Genomic DNA, 16,503 nt, shown 5'->3' on the forward strand with positions numbered 1-16,503 from the left:
AAAAATAACGGGGGTTAATAACCGTGGTGCAAATAGTGAAAGATGCGTCGGCTGGCACATTAGAGTCAAGCGACGTTCTGGTTCATATCACACCTATTCCCGAACGGGAACTGAGGCTCTCGATTGATAGTGTGGTCATGCCGCAGTTTGGTGGAGAGATTGAACGTGTTGTCAGAGAAACCCTGGGGCGAATGGGGGTCCTTCAGGGCGCTGTCACTGTTAATGATAAGGGTGCGCTGGAGTGCATTTTAAGGGCTCGGGTTGAAACAGCCGTGATGCGTGCTGCCGAGATGGAACAACCACAATGGAGCCTGATGGAATGAAGCTACGTCGCAGCATGTTATTTATACCGGGTTCGAATGCCGCCATGTTAAGTACTTCGTTTGTGTATGGTGCGGATGCGGTGATGTTTGACCTGGAAGATGCAGTTGCCCTGCGTGAGAAAGATAGCGCCCGGCTGTTGGTCTTTCATGCACTGCAACATCCGATGTATCAGGATATCGAAACGGTGGTGAGGATTAATTCCCTCGACACTCCGTTTGGTTTAACCGATTTGGAAACCGTAGTACGAGCTGGCGTGGATATGGTGCGTTTGCCTAAAACCAATGGTATTGAGGATATTCAGGCACTTGAAGGGCATCTGGAACGTATTGAGGCCGAGTGTGACCGAGCCCATGGCAGCACCAAAATAATGGCCGCGATCGAGTCGGCTGAAGGGGTGGTCAATGCGTTGGCTATCGCCCGGTCATCTCCCAGGATGTTGGCGATTGCACTCGCCGCTTTTGACTACGTGATGGATATGCAGACCGAACGTGGCGATGGCTCGGAGCTCTTCTATGCCCGATGTGCGGTGTTACATGCCGCCCGTGCAGCAGGTATCGCCGCTTATGACGTGGTGTATTCCGACGTCAATAACGAAGAGGGATTCCTGCAGGAAGTCGAGCAGATCAAACGGCTGGGTTTTGATGGCAAATCATTGATTAACCCCCGGCAGATTGAGCTACTTCATCAAGCATATGCCCCCACTTACGACGAAGTGTGTCGAGCCAATGACATTGTGTCTGCCGCCGAAGAGGCGGAACAGCGAGGGTTAGGTGTGATTTCCCTGAAAGGGAAAATGGTTGACGGCCCCATTATTGCTCACGCCCGTCGCGTATTAGCCAAAGCTGAGTCCGGTATTCGTGAATAAAAGCAGGGTATAAGAATGAGAGAATTAAAAGATCAGATTGCCTGTCAGTATCCTATGTTGGCACAGCTTGATATGTATCAGGGTGTTCGCAATGGCGGTTCGAAGCTAATGAACCAGACACACAAGCGACAGCATAAGCTGTGTGGCTCGTTAGAGCAGGCTGTCATACGATCGGGTTTACGGGATGGAATGACCCTCTCTTTTCATCATGCGTTTCGTGGTGGGGATAAGGTCGTCAATCTGGTGGTTGATACCCTCGCCAGTATGGGATTTAAAAATCTGACACTAGCATCAAGTTCGTTAATCGATGATCACTGGCCGCTTATTGAGCATATAAAAAAGGGTGTGATCACCCGTATTTATACATCGGGCTTACGTGGGAAATTGGGAGAGGCCATCTCGGCAGGAGTAATGGAAAATCCAGTGCATCTTCATTCTCACGGTGGCCGGGTTCATTTGATTCGCAGCGGTGAGTTGGCTATCGACGTGGCATTTCTGGGGGTTCCCTGCTGTGACGAATTTGGTAATGCCAATGGTTATAGTGGTAAGTCACGCTGTGGATCATTGGGTTACGCCCGGGTTGACGCCGAATGTGCTCGTAACGTGGTGTTATTGACGGAGGCGTTGGTTCCCTATCCGAATAATCCGGCCAGCATCGCACAGGATCAGGTGGATTTCATCGTCCAGGTCGATGAAGTGGGGGATGCCAGTAAAATCATGGCGGGAGCAATCCGTATGTCCAGCAACCCGCGTGAACTATTGATTGCCCGTTCTGCGGCGCGGGTGATAGAGCATTCCGGCTATTTCAATCAGGGCTTCTCCTTGCAAACCGGCACTGGAGGCGCTTCGCTGGCGGTGAGCCGTTTTCTTGAAGAAAAAATGCGCCGTAAAAACATTACTGCCAGTTTTGCCCTGGGCGGCATTACCGGCACGATGGTCGATTTGCATGAAAAAGGACTGGTTGAAAAGCTGATCGATACCCAGTCTTTTGATGCTGCCGCCGCTTTGTCGTTAAGCAAAAATCCCAATCATATCGAGATCAGCGCCAATCAGTATGCCAATCCTTGTTCGAAAGGGGCGAGTTGTGATCGGCTTAATATCGTGATGCTGAGTGCACTGGAAATTGACATCAACTTTAACGTCAATGTTCTGACGGGGTCGAATGGGGTTCTGCGAGGTGCCTCGGGTGGTCACTGCGATACGGCGGAAGGAGCCGATCTGACCATTATTACGGCACCGTTGGTGCGCGGTCGCATTCCTACCGTGGTCGAGAAGGTTATTACGACGGTAACGCCCGGTGAAAATATCGATGTGTTGGTTACTGATCACGGTATTGCCGTCAATCCATCACGTGTCGACCTTATTGACCGATTATCTCAGGCTGGCATCCCGTTGTTAACCATCGACCAACTGCACCAAAAGGCACTGTCCCTGACCGGGAAACCACAACCAATTGAATTTAATAAGAGAATTGTTGGATTGGTTCGTTATCGCAATGGGACGGTGATTGATGTGATACGGCAAGTGAAATCGCAATGAACCAGTGGCGTGGTAACCAAAGGCACGCAGTTACCGGAGGCACGGCTCCCCATATTCAGACAGCTCATACGCGGGAGCGTCGTGCCGAACAGCAACGTCAGATACAGAAACGGTTTGGCACTCCATTGGTTTCCATCACCTTAGTCACTCCGGGTGAGATAAAGGACAGTGCGATTTACCGGCAGATTGCGGTGGTGGCGCGTGTGGAGCTGGAGTGGTTATGTCAGCAGCAACAGTGGACGATATTGTGGCATGAAACCCACTTCCGCCCTTCAGGGCCTGAAATTTTAATGGTGGTTTATGCAGCGGGGCGGAAAGTTAAAGCAGAATTGGTGAAATTGGAAGAGCGGCATGCATTAGGGCGGTTATGGAATCTGGATGTAATTGATGTTAACGGCGATTTTATTTCCAGAACACAATTGGGACTGCCCGGACGCCGATGTTTCATCTGTGACAATAGGGCGCATGAATGCAGTCGTTCGAAACGCCATTCTTTGTCGGAATTAAAAGAATCCATCAGACGCAGGATTGAGGATTATGAACGAAACCAGAACAGCAATGAAAGAATGCATTCCATCGTCGGACAGCCTGGTGTGGAATAAGCGTCCTGATTTTTTGCGGGATACCGTCGTATGTTGCGTTTCTCAGGCATTACTGAATGAAGTCATTCTGACCCCCAAGCCGGGTCTGGTGGATAAACGTAACTGTGGTGCACATGATGATATGGATCTGGCACTCTTTGTCAGGAGCACTGAGGCGATTATTGGCTGGATGCCTAATTTTTACGACATGGGGTGGTTTAGTGCGGATATTGATGTAGAACGAATCTTACAGATGTTAAGGCCAATAGGCTTTGCCTGTGAAGAGGCCATGTTTTCGGCGACGAAAGGCGTGAATACCCACAAAGGCGCCATTTTCGCCTTTGGTTTATTATGTGCGGCGGCAGGGCGGTTGCATGCACTACGGCAACCGGTGGATCAAAACAGTTTATGCGGCGTGGTGGCGAGATTCTGCTGTAATCTGGTGCAGCGGGAATTGGTCAACAATACAGAGCCGCGTAGCAAAGGTGAACGGTTGTTTAAACAGTATGGATTGTCAGGAGCCAGAGGTGAGGCTGAATCCGGTTTTCTGACCGTAAGAACGCATGCATTGCCGACTTACCTGCGGTTGCTGAAAGAAAATGTACCATCGGACGTTGCGCTATTACAGACCTTACTGCATTTGTACGCCCGGAATGATGATACCAATCTGGTGGGGCGTGGGGGGATGAATGGCCTGGGGTTTGTCCAACAATATGCCCAATATCTGCTGTGGGGCGGCGGGGCGGTGTCGGTGCCCGGACGTCAGGCATTGTATGCTTTCGATGATGAACTTATCCGTCGCCATCTTAGCCCTGGCGGGAGTGCGGACTTGCTGGCTGTGACACTTTTTTTATCGCAGTTTCCGTCGGGAAACCCGTCTGCTGATGTTATCTAGAAAATGAATGATTATGCGTTATCGGGTATAGGCTGACGTTATTTTCACCAGGTTTGATAAAACCGGACTCTGGGCTCGGCAGCCAAACCCTTCCTGCTTTCCCTATCGTTTTTTCTGATTCCTCTGCATTTCTGACATAATTTCCTTATTGGTGATAAATCTGCTGGTGATAGTTCGTGGGGCTCGGTTACCCTGATGTTATGTCACGCTGAATTTTATTAAGGAGAGAGAAAATATGAAGGGTGCATCAATTCGTATTGCGGTTGCTGGTGCTGGCGGCCGTATGGGCCGCCAACTGATTCAGGCAGTTGAACAAATGAAGGGTGCTGTGTTAGGTGCCGCATTGGAGCGCCCGGGATCGTCTCTGATTGGCGTGGATGCCGGAGAACTGGCGGGATTGGGAAAGCTGAATGTTGCGGTTTCCGGCAGTCTTGATGCCATAAAGGATGATTTCGATGTTCTGATCGATTTTACTCGTCCTGAAGGTACGCTTACTCATTTGGTGTTTTGCCGCCAGCATGCCAAATCCATGATTATTGGTACTACGGGTTTTGATGAACAGGGCAAAGACGCTATCCGGCAAGCAGCGGCGGATATTGGTATCGTTTTTGCCGCTAATTTCAGTGTCGGCGTTAATGTCATGCTCAAGCTACTGGAGAAAACGGCGAAAGTAATGGGTGATTACACCGATATTGAAATTATTGAGGCGCATCACCGACATAAAGTAGATGCTCCGTCTGGTACTGCACTGGCAATGGGTGAGGCAATCGCTGGTGCATTGGGGCGTTCTCTAAAGGATTGTGCGGTTTATACACGTGAAGGGTATACCGGTGAGCGCGACCCAAAAAGCATTGGTTTCGCCACCGTGCGTGCCGGGGACATCGTGGGAGAACACACGGCAATGTTTGCTGATATTGGTGAGCGTATAGAGATAACCCATAAGGCTTCCAGTCGCATGACATTTGCAAATGGCGCTATTAGGGCAGCATTGTGGTTAAGTTCTCATAATTATGGTCTTTTTGATATGAAAGATGTGCTTGGTTTGGATGATTTGTGATATTTATCATTCTTCATTAACTTATATCATTTTGATTTAGATGATGAATATTTAATATTCGTCATCTGATCTGTTTTTTTATTCATTTCTTTATGAATAAACTTAAATGGTATTGTTTATTCGACTTTAGTGGGTTTTTGGGACGGTTTTTTTTCTTAATTCTCTCTTTCTGGTCGAGTGTGGTAGTTTATTATTCAGATTCTGACTTATCCTCTCTGGCAACCGTTTACTTATGCTACTTGATCTGTGTTTTTATCGATGTGAAAGCATATTCTTGACCGAAGCTGTAAAAATAATACAGAAAAAGTCGGTTTGAGTGGACAAGCTATCACACCATCATTAAAATGCGCCCAATTTGCCGAAAATTTGCCTTACAGGTGGTTTTTGCATTGATTTAGGTCGTTAAATCTGAATTAATATGCAAGTAACATGATTTTTTATTCCTTGGAGGGTGTTTTGATTAAGTCAGCGCTATTGGTTCTGGAAGACGGAACCCAATTCCACGGTCGGGCCATAGGGGCAGAAGGAACGGCAGTGGGGGAAGTGGTCTTCAATACGTCGATGACCGGTTATCAAGAAATCCTTACTGATCCCTCCTATTCCCGCCAGATTGTTACTCTCACTTATCCACATATTGGTAATGTTGGTACTAATGCCAGCGATGAAGAGTCTTCTTCTATTCATGCCCAGGGGTTAGTGATCCGGGATTTACCGCTAATTGCCAGTAACTACCGCAGTGAAGAAAACCTTTCTGAGTATCTTAAACGCCATAACATTGTCGCTATTGCGGATATTGACACCCGTAAACTGACGCGATTGCTGCGTGAAAAAGGTGCTCAGAACGGTTGTATTATTGCGGGTGATGCGCCGGATGCGGCGCTGGCACTGGAAAAGGCCAATGCGTTTCCTGGCCTGAAAGGGATGGATCTGGCAAAAGAAGTCACTACTCGGGAACATTATTCCTGGTCGCAGGGCAGTTGGACATTGGAAGGCGAATTGCCTGCGGCAAAAGACAATAGCGATCTGCCCTATCATGTGGTGGCGTATGACTATGGCGTGAAGCGCAATATTCTGCGTATCCTGGTAGACCGTGGCTGCCGTCTGACGGTGGTTCCTGCACAAACCTCCGCTGAGGATGTGCTGAAACTGAATCCTGATGGGGTTTTCCTGTCTAACGGTCCTGGGGATCCGGAGCCCTGTGACTATGCTATCAGGGCGATTAAAACCCTCCTGGAAACTGATATCCCGGTGTTTGGTATCTGCCTGGGCCATCAGTTGCTGGCACTGGCAAGTGGTGCCAAAACGATCAAGATGAAATTCGGGCACCACGGTGGCAACCATCCGGTGAAAGACCTTGATGCCGATCGTGTTATGATCACGGCACAAAACCACGGTTTTGCCGTTGATGAAACGTCTTTGCCTACCACCTTGCGCACAACGCACAAATCTTTGTTCGACGGCTCTCTGCAAGGGATTCACCGTACCGATAAACCAGCGTTCAGTTTTCAGGGGCATCCAGAAGCCAGTCCCGGCCCACATGATGCTGCGCCGTTGTTCGACCACTTTATCGAATTGATTCAGACTTACCGTTCTTCAGCTAAATAATCAGGAGCGAGAAAATGCCAAAACGTACAGATATTAAAAGCATCCTGATTCTTGGCGCCGGCCCGATTGTTATCGGTCAGGCGTGTGAATTTGACTACTCTGGCGCACAAGCATGCAAGGCGCTGCGCGAAGAAGGGTATCGCGTTATTCTGGTCAACTCCAATCCCGCGACTATCATGACCGACCCGGAAATGGCTGATGCGACATACATTGAGCCGATTCACTGGGAAGTGGTGCGTAAAATCATTGAAAAAGAGCGCCCGGATGCCGTATTACCAACCATGGGGGGACAGACGGCACTGAACTGCGCGCTGGAACTGGAACGTCGTGGTGTGCTGGAAGAATTTAGTGTCACCATGATCGGTGCTACCGCCGATGCCATCGACAAGGCGGAAGATCGTCGCCGTTTCGATATCGCCATGAAGTCGATTGGTCTGGAAACCGCTCGTTCCGGTATCGCGCACAATATGGATGAAGCATTGGCTGTGGCGGCAGATGTGGGTTTCCCCTGTATTATTCGCCCCTCTTTTACTATGGGGGGAAGCGGCGGCGGTATTGCCTACAACCGTGAAGAGTTTGAGGAAATCTGTACCCGTGGCCTGGATTTATCACCAACCAGTGAGTTGTTGATCGATGAATCTCTCATCGGTTGGAAAGAGTATGAAATGGAAGTGGTGCGGGATAAAAACGACAACTGTATCATTGTCTGTTCGATTGAAAACCTGGATCCCATGGGGATTCATACCGGTGACTCCATCACGGTTGCACCCGCGCAAACACTGACGGATAAAGAGTATCAGATCATGCGTAACGCCTCGATGGCGGTACTGCGTGAAATCGGCGTGGAAACCGGCGGTTCTAACGTGCAATTCGCGGTGAATCCAAAAACGGGTCGTCTGATCATCATCGAGATGAATCCACGCGTTTCCCGTTCTTCTGCGCTGGCGTCAAAAGCGACTGGCTTTCCGATTGCCAAAATCGCCGCCAAACTGGCGGTAGGTTACACGCTGGATGAATTGATGAATGACATTACCGGTGGTCGTACACCGGCGTCATTTGAACCCTCAATTGACTACGTGGTGACTAAAATCCCACGGTTTAATTTCGAAAAATTTGCTGGCGCTAATGACCGCCTCACCACACAGATGAAATCGGTTGGTGAAGTCATGGCGATTGGGCGTACGCAGCAGGAATCACTACAGAAAGCATTGCGCGGGCTGGAAGTCGGCGTATCGGGTTTTGACCCGAAAGTGGATCTGGACGATCCTGAAGCACTCACTAAAATCCGCCGTGAGCTGAAGGATGCCGGAGCGGAGCGTATCTGGTATCTGGCAGATGCATTCCGCGCAGGGATGTCCGTGGATGGTGTCTTCAACCTGACCAATATTGACCGTTGGTTCCTGGTGCAGATTGAAGAACTGGTACGTCTGGAAGAACAGGTCGCGGAGCAGGGCGCTAATGGGCTGACGCCGGAATTCCTGCGTCTGCTGAAACGCAAAGGCTTCGCCGACATACGTCTGGCCAAACTGGCGGGTGTGGCAGAGGGTGAAATTCGCAAGTTACGTAATAAGTACAATCTGCACCCGGTTTATAAACGAGTGGATACCTGTGCGGCCGAATTTGCGACTGATACGGCTTATCTGTACTCCACTTATGATGATGAGTGTGAAGCCAATCCCAACCAGGACCGCGAAAAAATCATGGTACTGGGTGGCGGCCCGAACCGTATCGGCCAAGGCATCGAATTTGACTACTGCTGCGTGCATGCTTCACTGGCACTGCGTGAAGATGGTTATGAAACCATCATGGTCAACTGTAACCCGGAAACGGTTTCTACTGACTATGACACCTCTGATCGTCTGTATTTTGAACCGGTAACGCTGGAAGATGTGCTGGAAATCGTGCGCATCGAGAAACCGAAAGGCGTTATTGTGCAGTACGGTGGGCAGACCCCGCTGAAGTTGGCGAGAGCGCTGGAAGCCGCGGGTGTACCGATTATCGGTACCAGCCCGGACGCCATCGACCGTGCGGAAGACCGTGAGCGTTTCCAGCAGGCTGTGAACCGTCTTGGTCTTAAGCAGCCGGCTAATGCCACGGTAGCAACCATTGAACAGGCGGTGGAAAAAGCGACCGGTATTGGTTATCCGTTGGTCGTTCGCCCTTCTTATGTGCTGGGTGGTCGTGCAATGGAAATTGTTTACGACGAAATCGACTTGCGTCGTTATTTCCAGAATGCAGTCAACGTATCCAATGATGCACCGGTACTGCTGGATCATTTCCTGGATGATGCGATAGAAGTGGATGTGGATGCTATCTGCGACGGTGAGCGCGTATTGATCGGCGGCATCATGGAGCACATTGAACAGGCTGGTGTGCATTCTGGTGACTCGGCATGTTCATTGCCTGCCTATACGCTAAGCAAGGAAATTCAGGATGTGATGCGTCAGCAGGTGGAAAAACTGGCGTTTGAACTGTCGGTGCGTGGGCTGATGAATGCCCAGTTCGCCGTGAAGAACAACGAAGTGTATCTGATTGAAGTAAACCCGCGCGCCGCACGTACTGTCCCGTTTGTCTCGAAAGCGACTGGCGTTCCGCTGGCGAAAATCGCGGCCCGGGTGATGGTCGGCCAAACACTGGTGGATCAGGGAATAACCAAAGAGGTGATTCCACCGTACTACTCAGTGAAAGAAGTGGTGCTGCCGTTCAATAAATTCCCGGGTGTTGACCCGATTCTGGGGCCGGAAATGCGCTCTACCGGTGAAGTGATGGGTGTCGGTCGTACTTTCGCCGAAGCCTTTGCCAAAGCCATGCTGGGCAGTAATTCGCCGATGAAGAAAACCGGGCGGGCACTGTTATCTGTGCGCGAAGGTGATAAGGAGCGCGTGGTAGATTTGGCTGCCAAGCTACTCAAGAACGGTTTTGAGCTGGATGCGACTCACGGTACGGCGATTGTGCTGGGTGAAGCGGGTATCAATCCGCGTCTGGTAAATAAGGTGCACGAAGGTCGTCCACATATTCAGGATCGCATCAAAAACGGTGAATATACTTACATTGTGAATACGACCGCTGGCCGTCAGGCTATCGAGGATTCCAAGCTGATTCGCCGTAGCGCTTTGCAATACAAAGTACACTACGATACGACCATGAACGGTGGCTTTGCTACGGCGATGTCACTCAATGCTGATCCGACGGAGCAGGTTATTTCCGTACAGGAAATGCATGCCAAGATTAAAGGTTAATGTCAGTTCATTGTCTGTCGCTGATTTATCCCGGCATCAGCCGGGATTCAGATAATCAATGTGTTGAGTAAGCAATAGGTCCCTGCTTTCTCAGTATGCAACCGATTTAAGTAATGAAACTCGGTAGTTGACGACAAGGTAGTCACCCAAAAAACCAGTCAAGGAAGCCTGACTGGTTTTTTCTGTTAGCTTAGAGCGACTTTGATACCCAAGGTAATCAGAATCCCTCCTAGCACTTTATCAACCACTTTCTGTGCTTTAGCCAGCCCGTAGCGAACCGGTTCACTCTGAATCAGGATGACCAGCAGAGGCCACCAGATAACCGCCAGTATCCAGATAATAGCGGCATACCACAGTTTTTCACCCATGCTAGAGTTTAGGCTGAGTACTTGGGTAAAGACAGAAAGAAAAAACAGAGTGGCTTTTGGATTCAACAGGTTGCAGAGATATCCCTGCAAAAAGGCTTTTTTCAGGCTGACGCGTTGTGGTGTTAACTGGGTGAGATCCATTTTGCTGCCACCATGGGAGATCAGCGCCTGAATGCCAATCCAAATCAGGTAAATGGCACCGGCGTATTTCAGCAAATCAAATAGCCAGGGGGTTGTGGTGATAACGACCGCCAGCCCGGCGACACAATAGGCCATGTGGGTCGCTACGCCGCAAATAACGCCGAGTGCGGTGACTATCGCTGCCAATCGGGGATAACGTGCCGCATTTTTAATGACCAGAAAGAAATCCGGGCCGGGAGACAGCATTCCCAGCGTGGCAATGGTTGCAACAAACAGCGACATTTCAAGCATGATGTATCCTGTAATGCGAGAGAAAGCGGGTAAATTGCAAGAATAATACCTCCGAGGGTATTTATTCGCATCATCATTATTGGCTATTTGCCCGCAATATGGTAACAAGAAGCCTTGTTTTATTTATGGTTATAATGTGGCTGTTTCAGTGAATCAGGGTCGGGAAAATGACATGGTAAGTGAAACCACACGACAGCGGGAAGTTACCCGGTTGTGTATTCAATGTGCACTGTTGTTGTTACAGCATGGTGCGGAAAGTATGCTCGTGGAGCAATTATCCTCACGGTTAGGCGTTGCGCTGGGTGTGGATAGTGTAGAAAGTTCGATCTCAGCGAATGCTGTTGTGCTCACAACCATTATGGACGGACATTGTTTGACCTCCACACGTAAAAACGTGGATCGTGGTATCAATATGCATGTGGTTACCGAAGTGCAACATGTGGTTATCATGGCGGAACATAAACTGCTGGATGTGGGGAGTGTGCATAAGCGTTTCAATAACATTAAACCGCTGCGTTACCCACGTTGGCTGATGGTAACCATCGTGGGGCTCTCCTGTGGCTGTTTCAGTCGTTTAAATGGTGGTGGCTGGGATGCGGTTCTGGTGACCTTGATTGCCAGTGGTCTTGCTATGTATGTTCGCCAGATATTGACCAGCCGACATCTGAATCCGCTGATTAACTTCTGTGTTACCGCGTTTGTGGCAACGTCAGCCTCGGGGTTATTGATGCGGTTGCCTGGATTACAGCACTCATCAGCGGTGGCGATGGCTGCCAGCGTATTGTTGCTGGTTCCGGGTTTTCCGCTGATTAACGCCGTGGCGGATATGTTTAAAGGGCATATAAATACTGGTCTGGCACGCTGGGCGATGGCCAGTTTACTGACACTGGCAACTTGTATCGGTGTGGTGATGGCGATGTCGGTGTGGGGGTTTCACGGATGGTCCTGAATCTGTTGTGGGCGTTATTGCAGGATATGATTCTGGCAGCGGTTCCGGCGCTGGGTTTTGCCATGGTATTTAATGTACCGGTAAAAGCGTTGCGCTACTGTGCATTACTTGGAGCACTAGGACACGGCGCCCGTTTCCTGATGATCCATTTTGGGGCACCGATTGAGTGGGCTTCGTTTTTGGCGTCAATCATGATCGGTATCATCGGGATTCACTGGTCGCGCTGGTTACTGGCGCATCCTAAAGTGTTCACCGTCGCTGCGGTCATTCCCATGTTCCCGGGAATTCCGGCCTATACTGCGATGATTTCGGTAGTCGAACTGTCTCATCTGGGCTACAGCGAAGTGCTGATGCAAACACTGATGACCAATTTTCTGAAGGCCAGCTTTATTGTCGGTGCGCTGTCTATCGGGTTATCACTGCCGGGTCTCTGGCTGTATCGCAAGCGTCCGGGAGTGTGATTCGTTCAGAGCACTCTTATATTCTCTCTGGGTCCAGCAACCATCTCGACGCATGAACAGGCTTTCCGTATAGTGGCTTCAATTTTGTAGCCTATAGGGTTGGTTTTACCATGGTAATTAGTTTGATTGCTGCGTTGGCAGTGGACCGTGTTATCGGTATGGAAAACGCCATGCCGTGGCACCTACCTGCTGATCTGGCGTGGTTTAAGCGCAATACATTGAATAAGCCCATCATTATGGGACGCAATACTTTCCGCTCTATTGGTCAGCCGTTACCGGGAAGATGCAATATCGTGGTCAGTAACCATCCGGTGGATGATGCCCGTGTGACTTGGGTGACATCCGTTGATGCCGCGTTGGCTGCGGCAGGTAATGTAGACGAAGTGATGGTGATCGGCGGTGGTAATATTTATCGTCAGATGCTGCCTCAAGCGGATCGATTGTACCTGACGCATATCGATGCAGAGGTGGAAGGAGACACTCATTTCCCTGATTATGAGCCTGATGAGTGGATCTCCACTTTCAGTGAATTCCATGATGCTGATGAGCATAATTCTCACAGTTACTGTTTTGAAATTCTCGAACGTCGCTAAGTATTGCAGACATTTTCTTGCTAAACCCGCTCACTGAAGTGGGTGAGTTTAGTTTGATGGCAAAGTCTATATAGCGGCGATAATGAGACGATCGTAAAGGCGCTGCAAGTACCTCCCTGTAAGCTCAAACCGCGCCATCCCTGGCGCGGATGCTTTACTCCTCTTCCTTATTATCACCGTTCTGACGCTATACATAGGTTTGTCAACGGTCTGACCCGCTCACTGAAGCGGGTTTTTCTTTTGTTGTCTAAATCTTTCTAAATGTAACATTTAGGTCACAATTAGCCCTTATTGTTAATACCATTCTGTACCACACCCATATTTGATGATGAGCATTGCGCCATTGCCTGAAAAAGAAGAGGACGCTAGAGAGATGACAAGCAAGATTAATGTCCTGAATACTGATCGCTTGGTCGATCCTTCCCGCCGCAAGTTACTGTTAGGGAGCGCTGGTACGGTAGGACTGGCCGGATTTTTGGGCGGAGGTGTCTGGTCAATACCCCGGCTCGCCTTTGCCGATACACCAGCAGAAGGGAGCAAGCTGCTTGGTTTTAAAGGTATTGTGGCTTCCAGTGAAGACAGTATTGCTATTGCGCCTGGCTATCGTGCAGATGTCTTGATCTCTTGGGGGGAACCGCTGGTTAGCGGTGCAGCAAACTTTGATCCAGCAGGTAACAACACCGCTGCCGATCAGGAAAAGCAGTTTGGTGACAACAACGATGGCATGAGCTTTTTCCCTATTGATGATCATCATGCCGTGATGGCGATTAACAACGAATATGTGAATGAGCAATATCTGTTTGCCCATGGTGGTACCCAAGCCGTCAGCCTGGAGGATGTACGAAAATCCCAGGCGGCGCATGGTGTTTCCATTGTGGCGGTAAAACGCATCGGAGATTCACCGCGTTGGGTGGTCGAGCGGCCGTCGCGCTATAACCGCCGTATTACCGCAAATACAGAAATACACTTTAGCGGCCCGGCAGCGGGACATGACCTGTTGAAGACGGATGCCGATCCGACAGGAATGACGGTGTTGGGAACATTTGGTAATTGTGCCAATGGTAAAACGCCATGGGGCACTTACCTGACTTGTGAAGAGAACTTTGATACTTATTTTGGTACTCACCAGGCGGATTATAAGACCACGCCAGAGCAGAAACGCTATTCATTGAAGGTCAAGGATCCGGAACGTAACTGGTCAGATTTTGACGATCGCTTCGATGTGGCAAAAAATCCCAATGAGTTCAATCGTTATGGCTGGGTTGTTGAGATTGATCCGATGGATCCGAATTCGACACCCATCAAACGGACTGCGCTTGGGCGCTTCAAACATGAAAATGCAGCGGTGACGGTGGCCAAAAATGGTCACTTAGTGGTGTACATGGGAGATGATGAACGTGGTGAGTTCATTTACAAATATGTTTCTACTGACAAAGTCGATAGCGCTAATCCTGCTAATAATCGTACCCTACTGGATAATGGCACACTGTATGTCGCGCAGTTTGATCGAGATGCGGCAGGTACGCCGTTGAAAGGGACCGGCCGCTGGATTGCGCTGACGTTTGGTGACAACGGATTGACAGCGGAAAATGGTTTTCACAGTCAGGCCGAGGTCGTTATTTTTGCCCGTAAAGCGGCCTCGCATGTCGGGGCTACCCGGATGGACCGCCCGGAATGGATTGCGGTCAACCCGCATGACGGAAGAGCCTATTGCACGCTGACTAATAACAGTCGGCGTGGTGATGAAGGGATGCCGGTAAATGCTGCCAACCCGCGTCCGCATAATATCTACGGTCAGATAATCCGCTGGGATGAAAAAGACGATGCCACCGCCCAGGTGTTTGATTGGGATATGTATGCGCTGTGTGGTAATCCGATTGCTCACCCAGAAGGTATCAATCGTGGTTCGCCGAATATTACTGCGGATAATACCTTTAACAGCCCTGATGGCTTGGGATTTGACCAGGATGGTCGTCTGTGGATTCTGACCGATGGTAACTACAGTAATAAAGATGACTTTGCAGGCCAGGGTAACAACCAGATGCTAGTAGGGGATCCACACAGTGGCGAAATCCGCCGTTTTATGGTCGGACCGAAATCCTGTGAGTTAACTGGTATTGCTTTTACCCCAGATTATAAAACCCTGTTTGTCAACATTCAGCATCCTGGAGAAAAAAAGAATTCACACTTTCCCAATAACAGCCCGCGTCCCCGTTCATCGGTAATAATGATTACCCGCGAAGATGGCGGTGTGATTGGGGCGTAAATAATAACGTGCATATCATCAGGCTGACAGGCTTGTTCTTCGTTTGGTGAAAGCGTGTTTATCAGAGAGGTGATAGGACGTCACCTCTCTGTGCCTTCAGGATGCTTCGAGTGCTTCGTCGCTGGTTCCCGGAGTTATAGTCGACAGTTGGGTAAAATAGCGCTGATCTTCCCAGCGTAGCAGAGTTAAGGTTTCTCCCCAACAACAGCCAGTATCCAACGCATAAATACCGTCTGGCGTCCATTTCCCTTTCAGCGAAGCCCAGTGGCCGAATGCGATAGAATATTCACTGGAAACCGGTCCTGGCATATCAAACCAGGGTTTCAGCAAGGAAGGCGCTTGAGTGGGAGGTTCTTTGTATAGCATATCCAACTGCCCGCCAGAAAAGCAGTAACGCATCCGGGTGAAAACGTTGATACTGAATCGCAACCGCGAAAGTCCGCTCAATTCGGGGCTCCAGTGGTTGGGCATATCACCGTACATCGCATCAAGGAATAGCGGATAGCTGTCACTGCTCAGGATAGACTCCACTTCCCGTGCACACATCAGGGTGGTTGCCAAATCCCACTGTGGAGTGATGCCAGCATGCGTCATGATCAGCTTACGTTCTTCGTCAATCTGTAATACTGGCTGACGGCGTAGCCAGTTAATCAGTTCATCGACGTCAGGCGCAGATAACAAGGCGGTGAGACGATCCTTGGGTTTATTACGGCTAATCCCGGCATAAACCGCCAGCAGGTGAAGATCGTGGTTACCAAGCACCATCCGTGCTGCGGAACCGAGAGAACGGACATACCGTAATACGTCCAGCGAATCAGGCCCACGGGCGACCAGATCGCCAGTCAGCCACAAGGTGTCCTGTGTAGGATCAAACGAAACTTGCGCCAATAGCGCCTTGAGTTCAACGTAACAACCGTGAACGTCGCCAACAAGATAAGTAGCCATAATTAATGTATCAGTGAAGGTATTGCCAAACGGAACACCTGAATTGGAACCTGAAAATTATCACCTTGGTGATCAATCATTTGATAATGACCTTCCATTGTGCCCAGTGGGGTTTCCAACACGGCGCCGCTAGTATACTGGAACTCGCCGCCGGGCTGAATGACGGGCTGTAAACCAATCACGCCTTCGCCTTGTACTTCTGTCTGGCGGCCATTGGAATTAGTGATTAACCAATGCCGACCCAGGAGTTTGACTTCATGACGTCCCAAATTACGGATCGTAATGGTATAGGCAAATACGAAACGTTCTTCATCAGGCTCTGATTGCGCTTCTATGTAGAAGCTTTGAACCTGTATACAAACTCGGGGCGCGTTTATCATGACG

Annotated in this window: 15 protein-coding genes; 12 read left to right on the top strand and 3 right to left on the bottom strand. The window is 49.7% G+C overall.

Annotated features, from left to right (window positions below):
- Nucleotides 1–26 precede the first annotated feature (26 nt).
- The 8 genes from citD to carB all read left to right on the top strand — a co-directional run bounded on the left by citD (nucleotide 27) and on the right by carB (nucleotide 10,105).
- Complete coding sequence (gene citD, locus RS889_RS03230) at nucleotides 27–323, top strand: citrate lyase acyl carrier protein (RefSeq protein WP_315710902.1); 297 nt, start codon at nucleotides 27–29, stop codon at nucleotides 321–323.
- Entirely contained in the window at nucleotides 320–1,189 is an 870-nt protein-coding gene (gene citE / locus RS889_RS03235) for a citrate (pro-3S)-lyase subunit beta (protein ID WP_315709262.1), read from the top strand. Before citD ends, citE begins: the two co-directional genes overlap by 4 nt.
- A gap of 72 nt (nucleotides 1,190–1,261) precedes the next feature.
- Nucleotides 1,262–2,728, top strand: a complete 1,467-nt coding sequence (gene citF, locus RS889_RS03240; protein ID WP_425475131.1) for a citrate lyase subunit alpha — start codon at nucleotides 1,262–1,264, stop codon at nucleotides 2,726–2,728.
- Nucleotides 2,725–3,330, top strand: coding sequence for a citrate lyase holo-[acyl-carrier protein] synthase (gene citX, locus RS889_RS03245; RefSeq protein ID WP_315709263.1), 606 nt, complete (start codon nucleotides 2,725–2,727; stop codon nucleotides 3,328–3,330). The genes citF and citX overlap by 4 nt, the downstream gene beginning before the upstream one ends.
- Nucleotides 3,266–4,204 (top strand): triphosphoribosyl-dephospho-CoA synthase CitG, encoded by a 939-nt coding sequence (gene citG / locus RS889_RS03250; protein WP_315709264.1) that lies wholly within the window; start codon nucleotides 3,266–3,268, stop codon nucleotides 4,202–4,204. Before citX ends, citG begins: the two co-directional genes overlap by 65 nt.
- Before the next feature lie 235 nt (nucleotides 4,205–4,439).
- Nucleotides 4,440–5,261 (top strand): 4-hydroxy-tetrahydrodipicolinate reductase, encoded by an 822-nt coding sequence (gene dapB, locus RS889_RS03255; protein WP_315709265.1) that lies wholly within the window; start codon nucleotides 4,440–4,442, stop codon nucleotides 5,259–5,261.
- A 456-nt stretch (nucleotides 5,262–5,717) separates the two neighbouring features.
- Nucleotides 5,718–6,866, top strand: coding sequence for a glutamine-hydrolyzing carbamoyl-phosphate synthase small subunit (gene carA / locus RS889_RS03260; protein ID WP_315709266.1), 1,149 nt, complete (start codon nucleotides 5,718–5,720; stop codon nucleotides 6,864–6,866).
- Between the two features lie 14 nt (nucleotides 6,867–6,880).
- Nucleotides 6,881–10,105 (top strand): carbamoyl-phosphate synthase large subunit, encoded by a 3,225-nt coding sequence (carB, locus tag RS889_RS03265; RefSeq protein ID WP_021017181.1) that lies wholly within the window; start codon nucleotides 6,881–6,883, stop codon nucleotides 10,103–10,105.
- 185 nt (nucleotides 10,106–10,290) lie between these two features.
- On the opposite strand, the gene RS889_RS03270 is transcribed toward carB, so the two are convergent.
- Complete coding sequence (locus tag RS889_RS03270; protein ID WP_021017180.1) at nucleotides 10,291–10,905, bottom strand: LysE family translocator; 615 nt, start codon at nucleotides 10,903–10,905, stop codon at nucleotides 10,291–10,293.
- 172 nt (nucleotides 10,906–11,077) lie between these two features.
- Between RS889_RS03270 and RS889_RS03275 the strand changes: the two genes are divergently transcribed.
- From RS889_RS03275 to RS889_RS03290, 4 genes are all read left to right on the top strand, one after another.
- Complete coding sequence (locus tag RS889_RS03275; protein WP_315709267.1) at nucleotides 11,078–11,854, top strand: threonine/serine exporter family protein; 777 nt, start codon at nucleotides 11,078–11,080, stop codon at nucleotides 11,852–11,854.
- Nucleotides 11,845–12,315 (top strand): threonine/serine exporter, encoded by a 471-nt coding sequence (locus RS889_RS03280; protein ID WP_315709268.1) that lies wholly within the window; start codon nucleotides 11,845–11,847, stop codon nucleotides 12,313–12,315. Before RS889_RS03275 ends, RS889_RS03280 begins: the two co-directional genes overlap by 10 nt.
- 110 nt (nucleotides 12,316–12,425) lie before the next feature.
- Nucleotides 12,426–12,908, top strand: a complete 483-nt coding sequence (gene folA, locus RS889_RS03285; protein WP_315709269.1) for a type 3 dihydrofolate reductase — start codon at nucleotides 12,426–12,428, stop codon at nucleotides 12,906–12,908.
- Nucleotides 12,909–13,281: 373 nt separating this feature from the next.
- Nucleotides 13,282–15,174, top strand: coding sequence for a PhoX family protein (locus RS889_RS03290; RefSeq protein ID WP_315709270.1), 1,893 nt, complete (start codon nucleotides 13,282–13,284; stop codon nucleotides 15,172–15,174).
- Between the two features lie 96 nt (nucleotides 15,175–15,270).
- On the opposite strand, the gene apaH is transcribed toward RS889_RS03290, so the two are convergent.
- Both apaH and apaG read right to left on the bottom strand, forming a co-directional pair.
- Nucleotides 15,271–16,119, bottom strand: a complete 849-nt coding sequence (gene apaH, locus RS889_RS03295; protein WP_315709271.1) for a bis(5'-nucleosyl)-tetraphosphatase (symmetrical) ApaH — start codon at nucleotides 16,117–16,119, stop codon at nucleotides 15,271–15,273.
- A 2-nt stretch (nucleotides 16,120–16,121) separates the two neighbouring features.
- Complete coding sequence (apaG, locus tag RS889_RS03300) at nucleotides 16,122–16,499, bottom strand: Co2+/Mg2+ efflux protein ApaG (protein WP_021017174.1); 378 nt, start codon at nucleotides 16,497–16,499, stop codon at nucleotides 16,122–16,124.
- Between the last annotated feature and the right edge of the window lie 4 nt (nucleotides 16,500–16,503).

The sequence above is a fragment of the Brenneria uluponensis genome (assembly GCF_032395385.1).
GTDB lineage: Bacteria > Pseudomonadota > Gammaproteobacteria > Enterobacterales > Enterobacteriaceae > Prodigiosinella > Prodigiosinella aquatilis.

Bases quoted from the DNA above. Each gene is read 5' to 3' on its own strand.
- carB (WP_021017181.1), top strand. From the start codon at position 6,881: ATGCCAAAACGTACAGATATTAAAAGCATCCTGATTCTTGGCGCCGGC.
- citG (WP_315709264.1), top strand. From the start codon at position 3,266: ATGAACGAAACCAGAACAGCAATGAAAGAATGCATTCCATCGTCGGAC.
- citX (WP_315709263.1), top strand. From the start codon at position 2,725: ATGAACCAGTGGCGTGGTAACCAAAGGCACGCAGTTACCGGAGGCACG.
- folA (WP_315709269.1), top strand. From the start codon at position 12,426: ATGGTAATTAGTTTGATTGCTGCGTTGGCAGTGGACCGTGTTATCGGT.
- RS889_RS03270 (WP_021017180.1), bottom strand. From the start codon at position 10,905: ATGCTTGAAATGTCGCTGTTTGTTGCAACCATTGCCACGCTGGGAATG.
- RS889_RS03280 (WP_315709268.1), top strand. From the start codon at position 11,845: ATGGTCCTGAATCTGTTGTGGGCGTTATTGCAGGATATGATTCTGGCA.
- RS889_RS03290 (WP_315709270.1), top strand. From the start codon at position 13,282: ATGACAAGCAAGATTAATGTCCTGAATACTGATCGCTTGGTCGATCCT.
- RS889_RS03275 (WP_315709267.1), top strand. From the start codon at position 11,078: ATGGTAAGTGAAACCACACGACAGCGGGAAGTTACCCGGTTGTGTATT.
- apaH (WP_315709271.1), bottom strand. From the start codon at position 16,119: ATGGCTACTTATCTTGTTGGCGACGTTCACGGTTGTTACGTTGAACTC.
- citF (WP_425475131.1), top strand. From the start codon at position 1,262: ATGTATCAGGGTGTTCGCAATGGCGGTTCGAAGCTAATGAACCAGACA.
- dapB (WP_315709265.1), top strand. From the start codon at position 4,440: ATGAAGGGTGCATCAATTCGTATTGCGGTTGCTGGTGCTGGCGGCCGT.
- apaG (WP_021017174.1), bottom strand. From the start codon at position 16,499: ATGATAAACGCGCCCCGAGTTTGTATACAGGTTCAAAGCTTCTACATA.
- citE (WP_315709262.1), top strand. From the start codon at position 320: ATGAAGCTACGTCGCAGCATGTTATTTATACCGGGTTCGAATGCCGCC.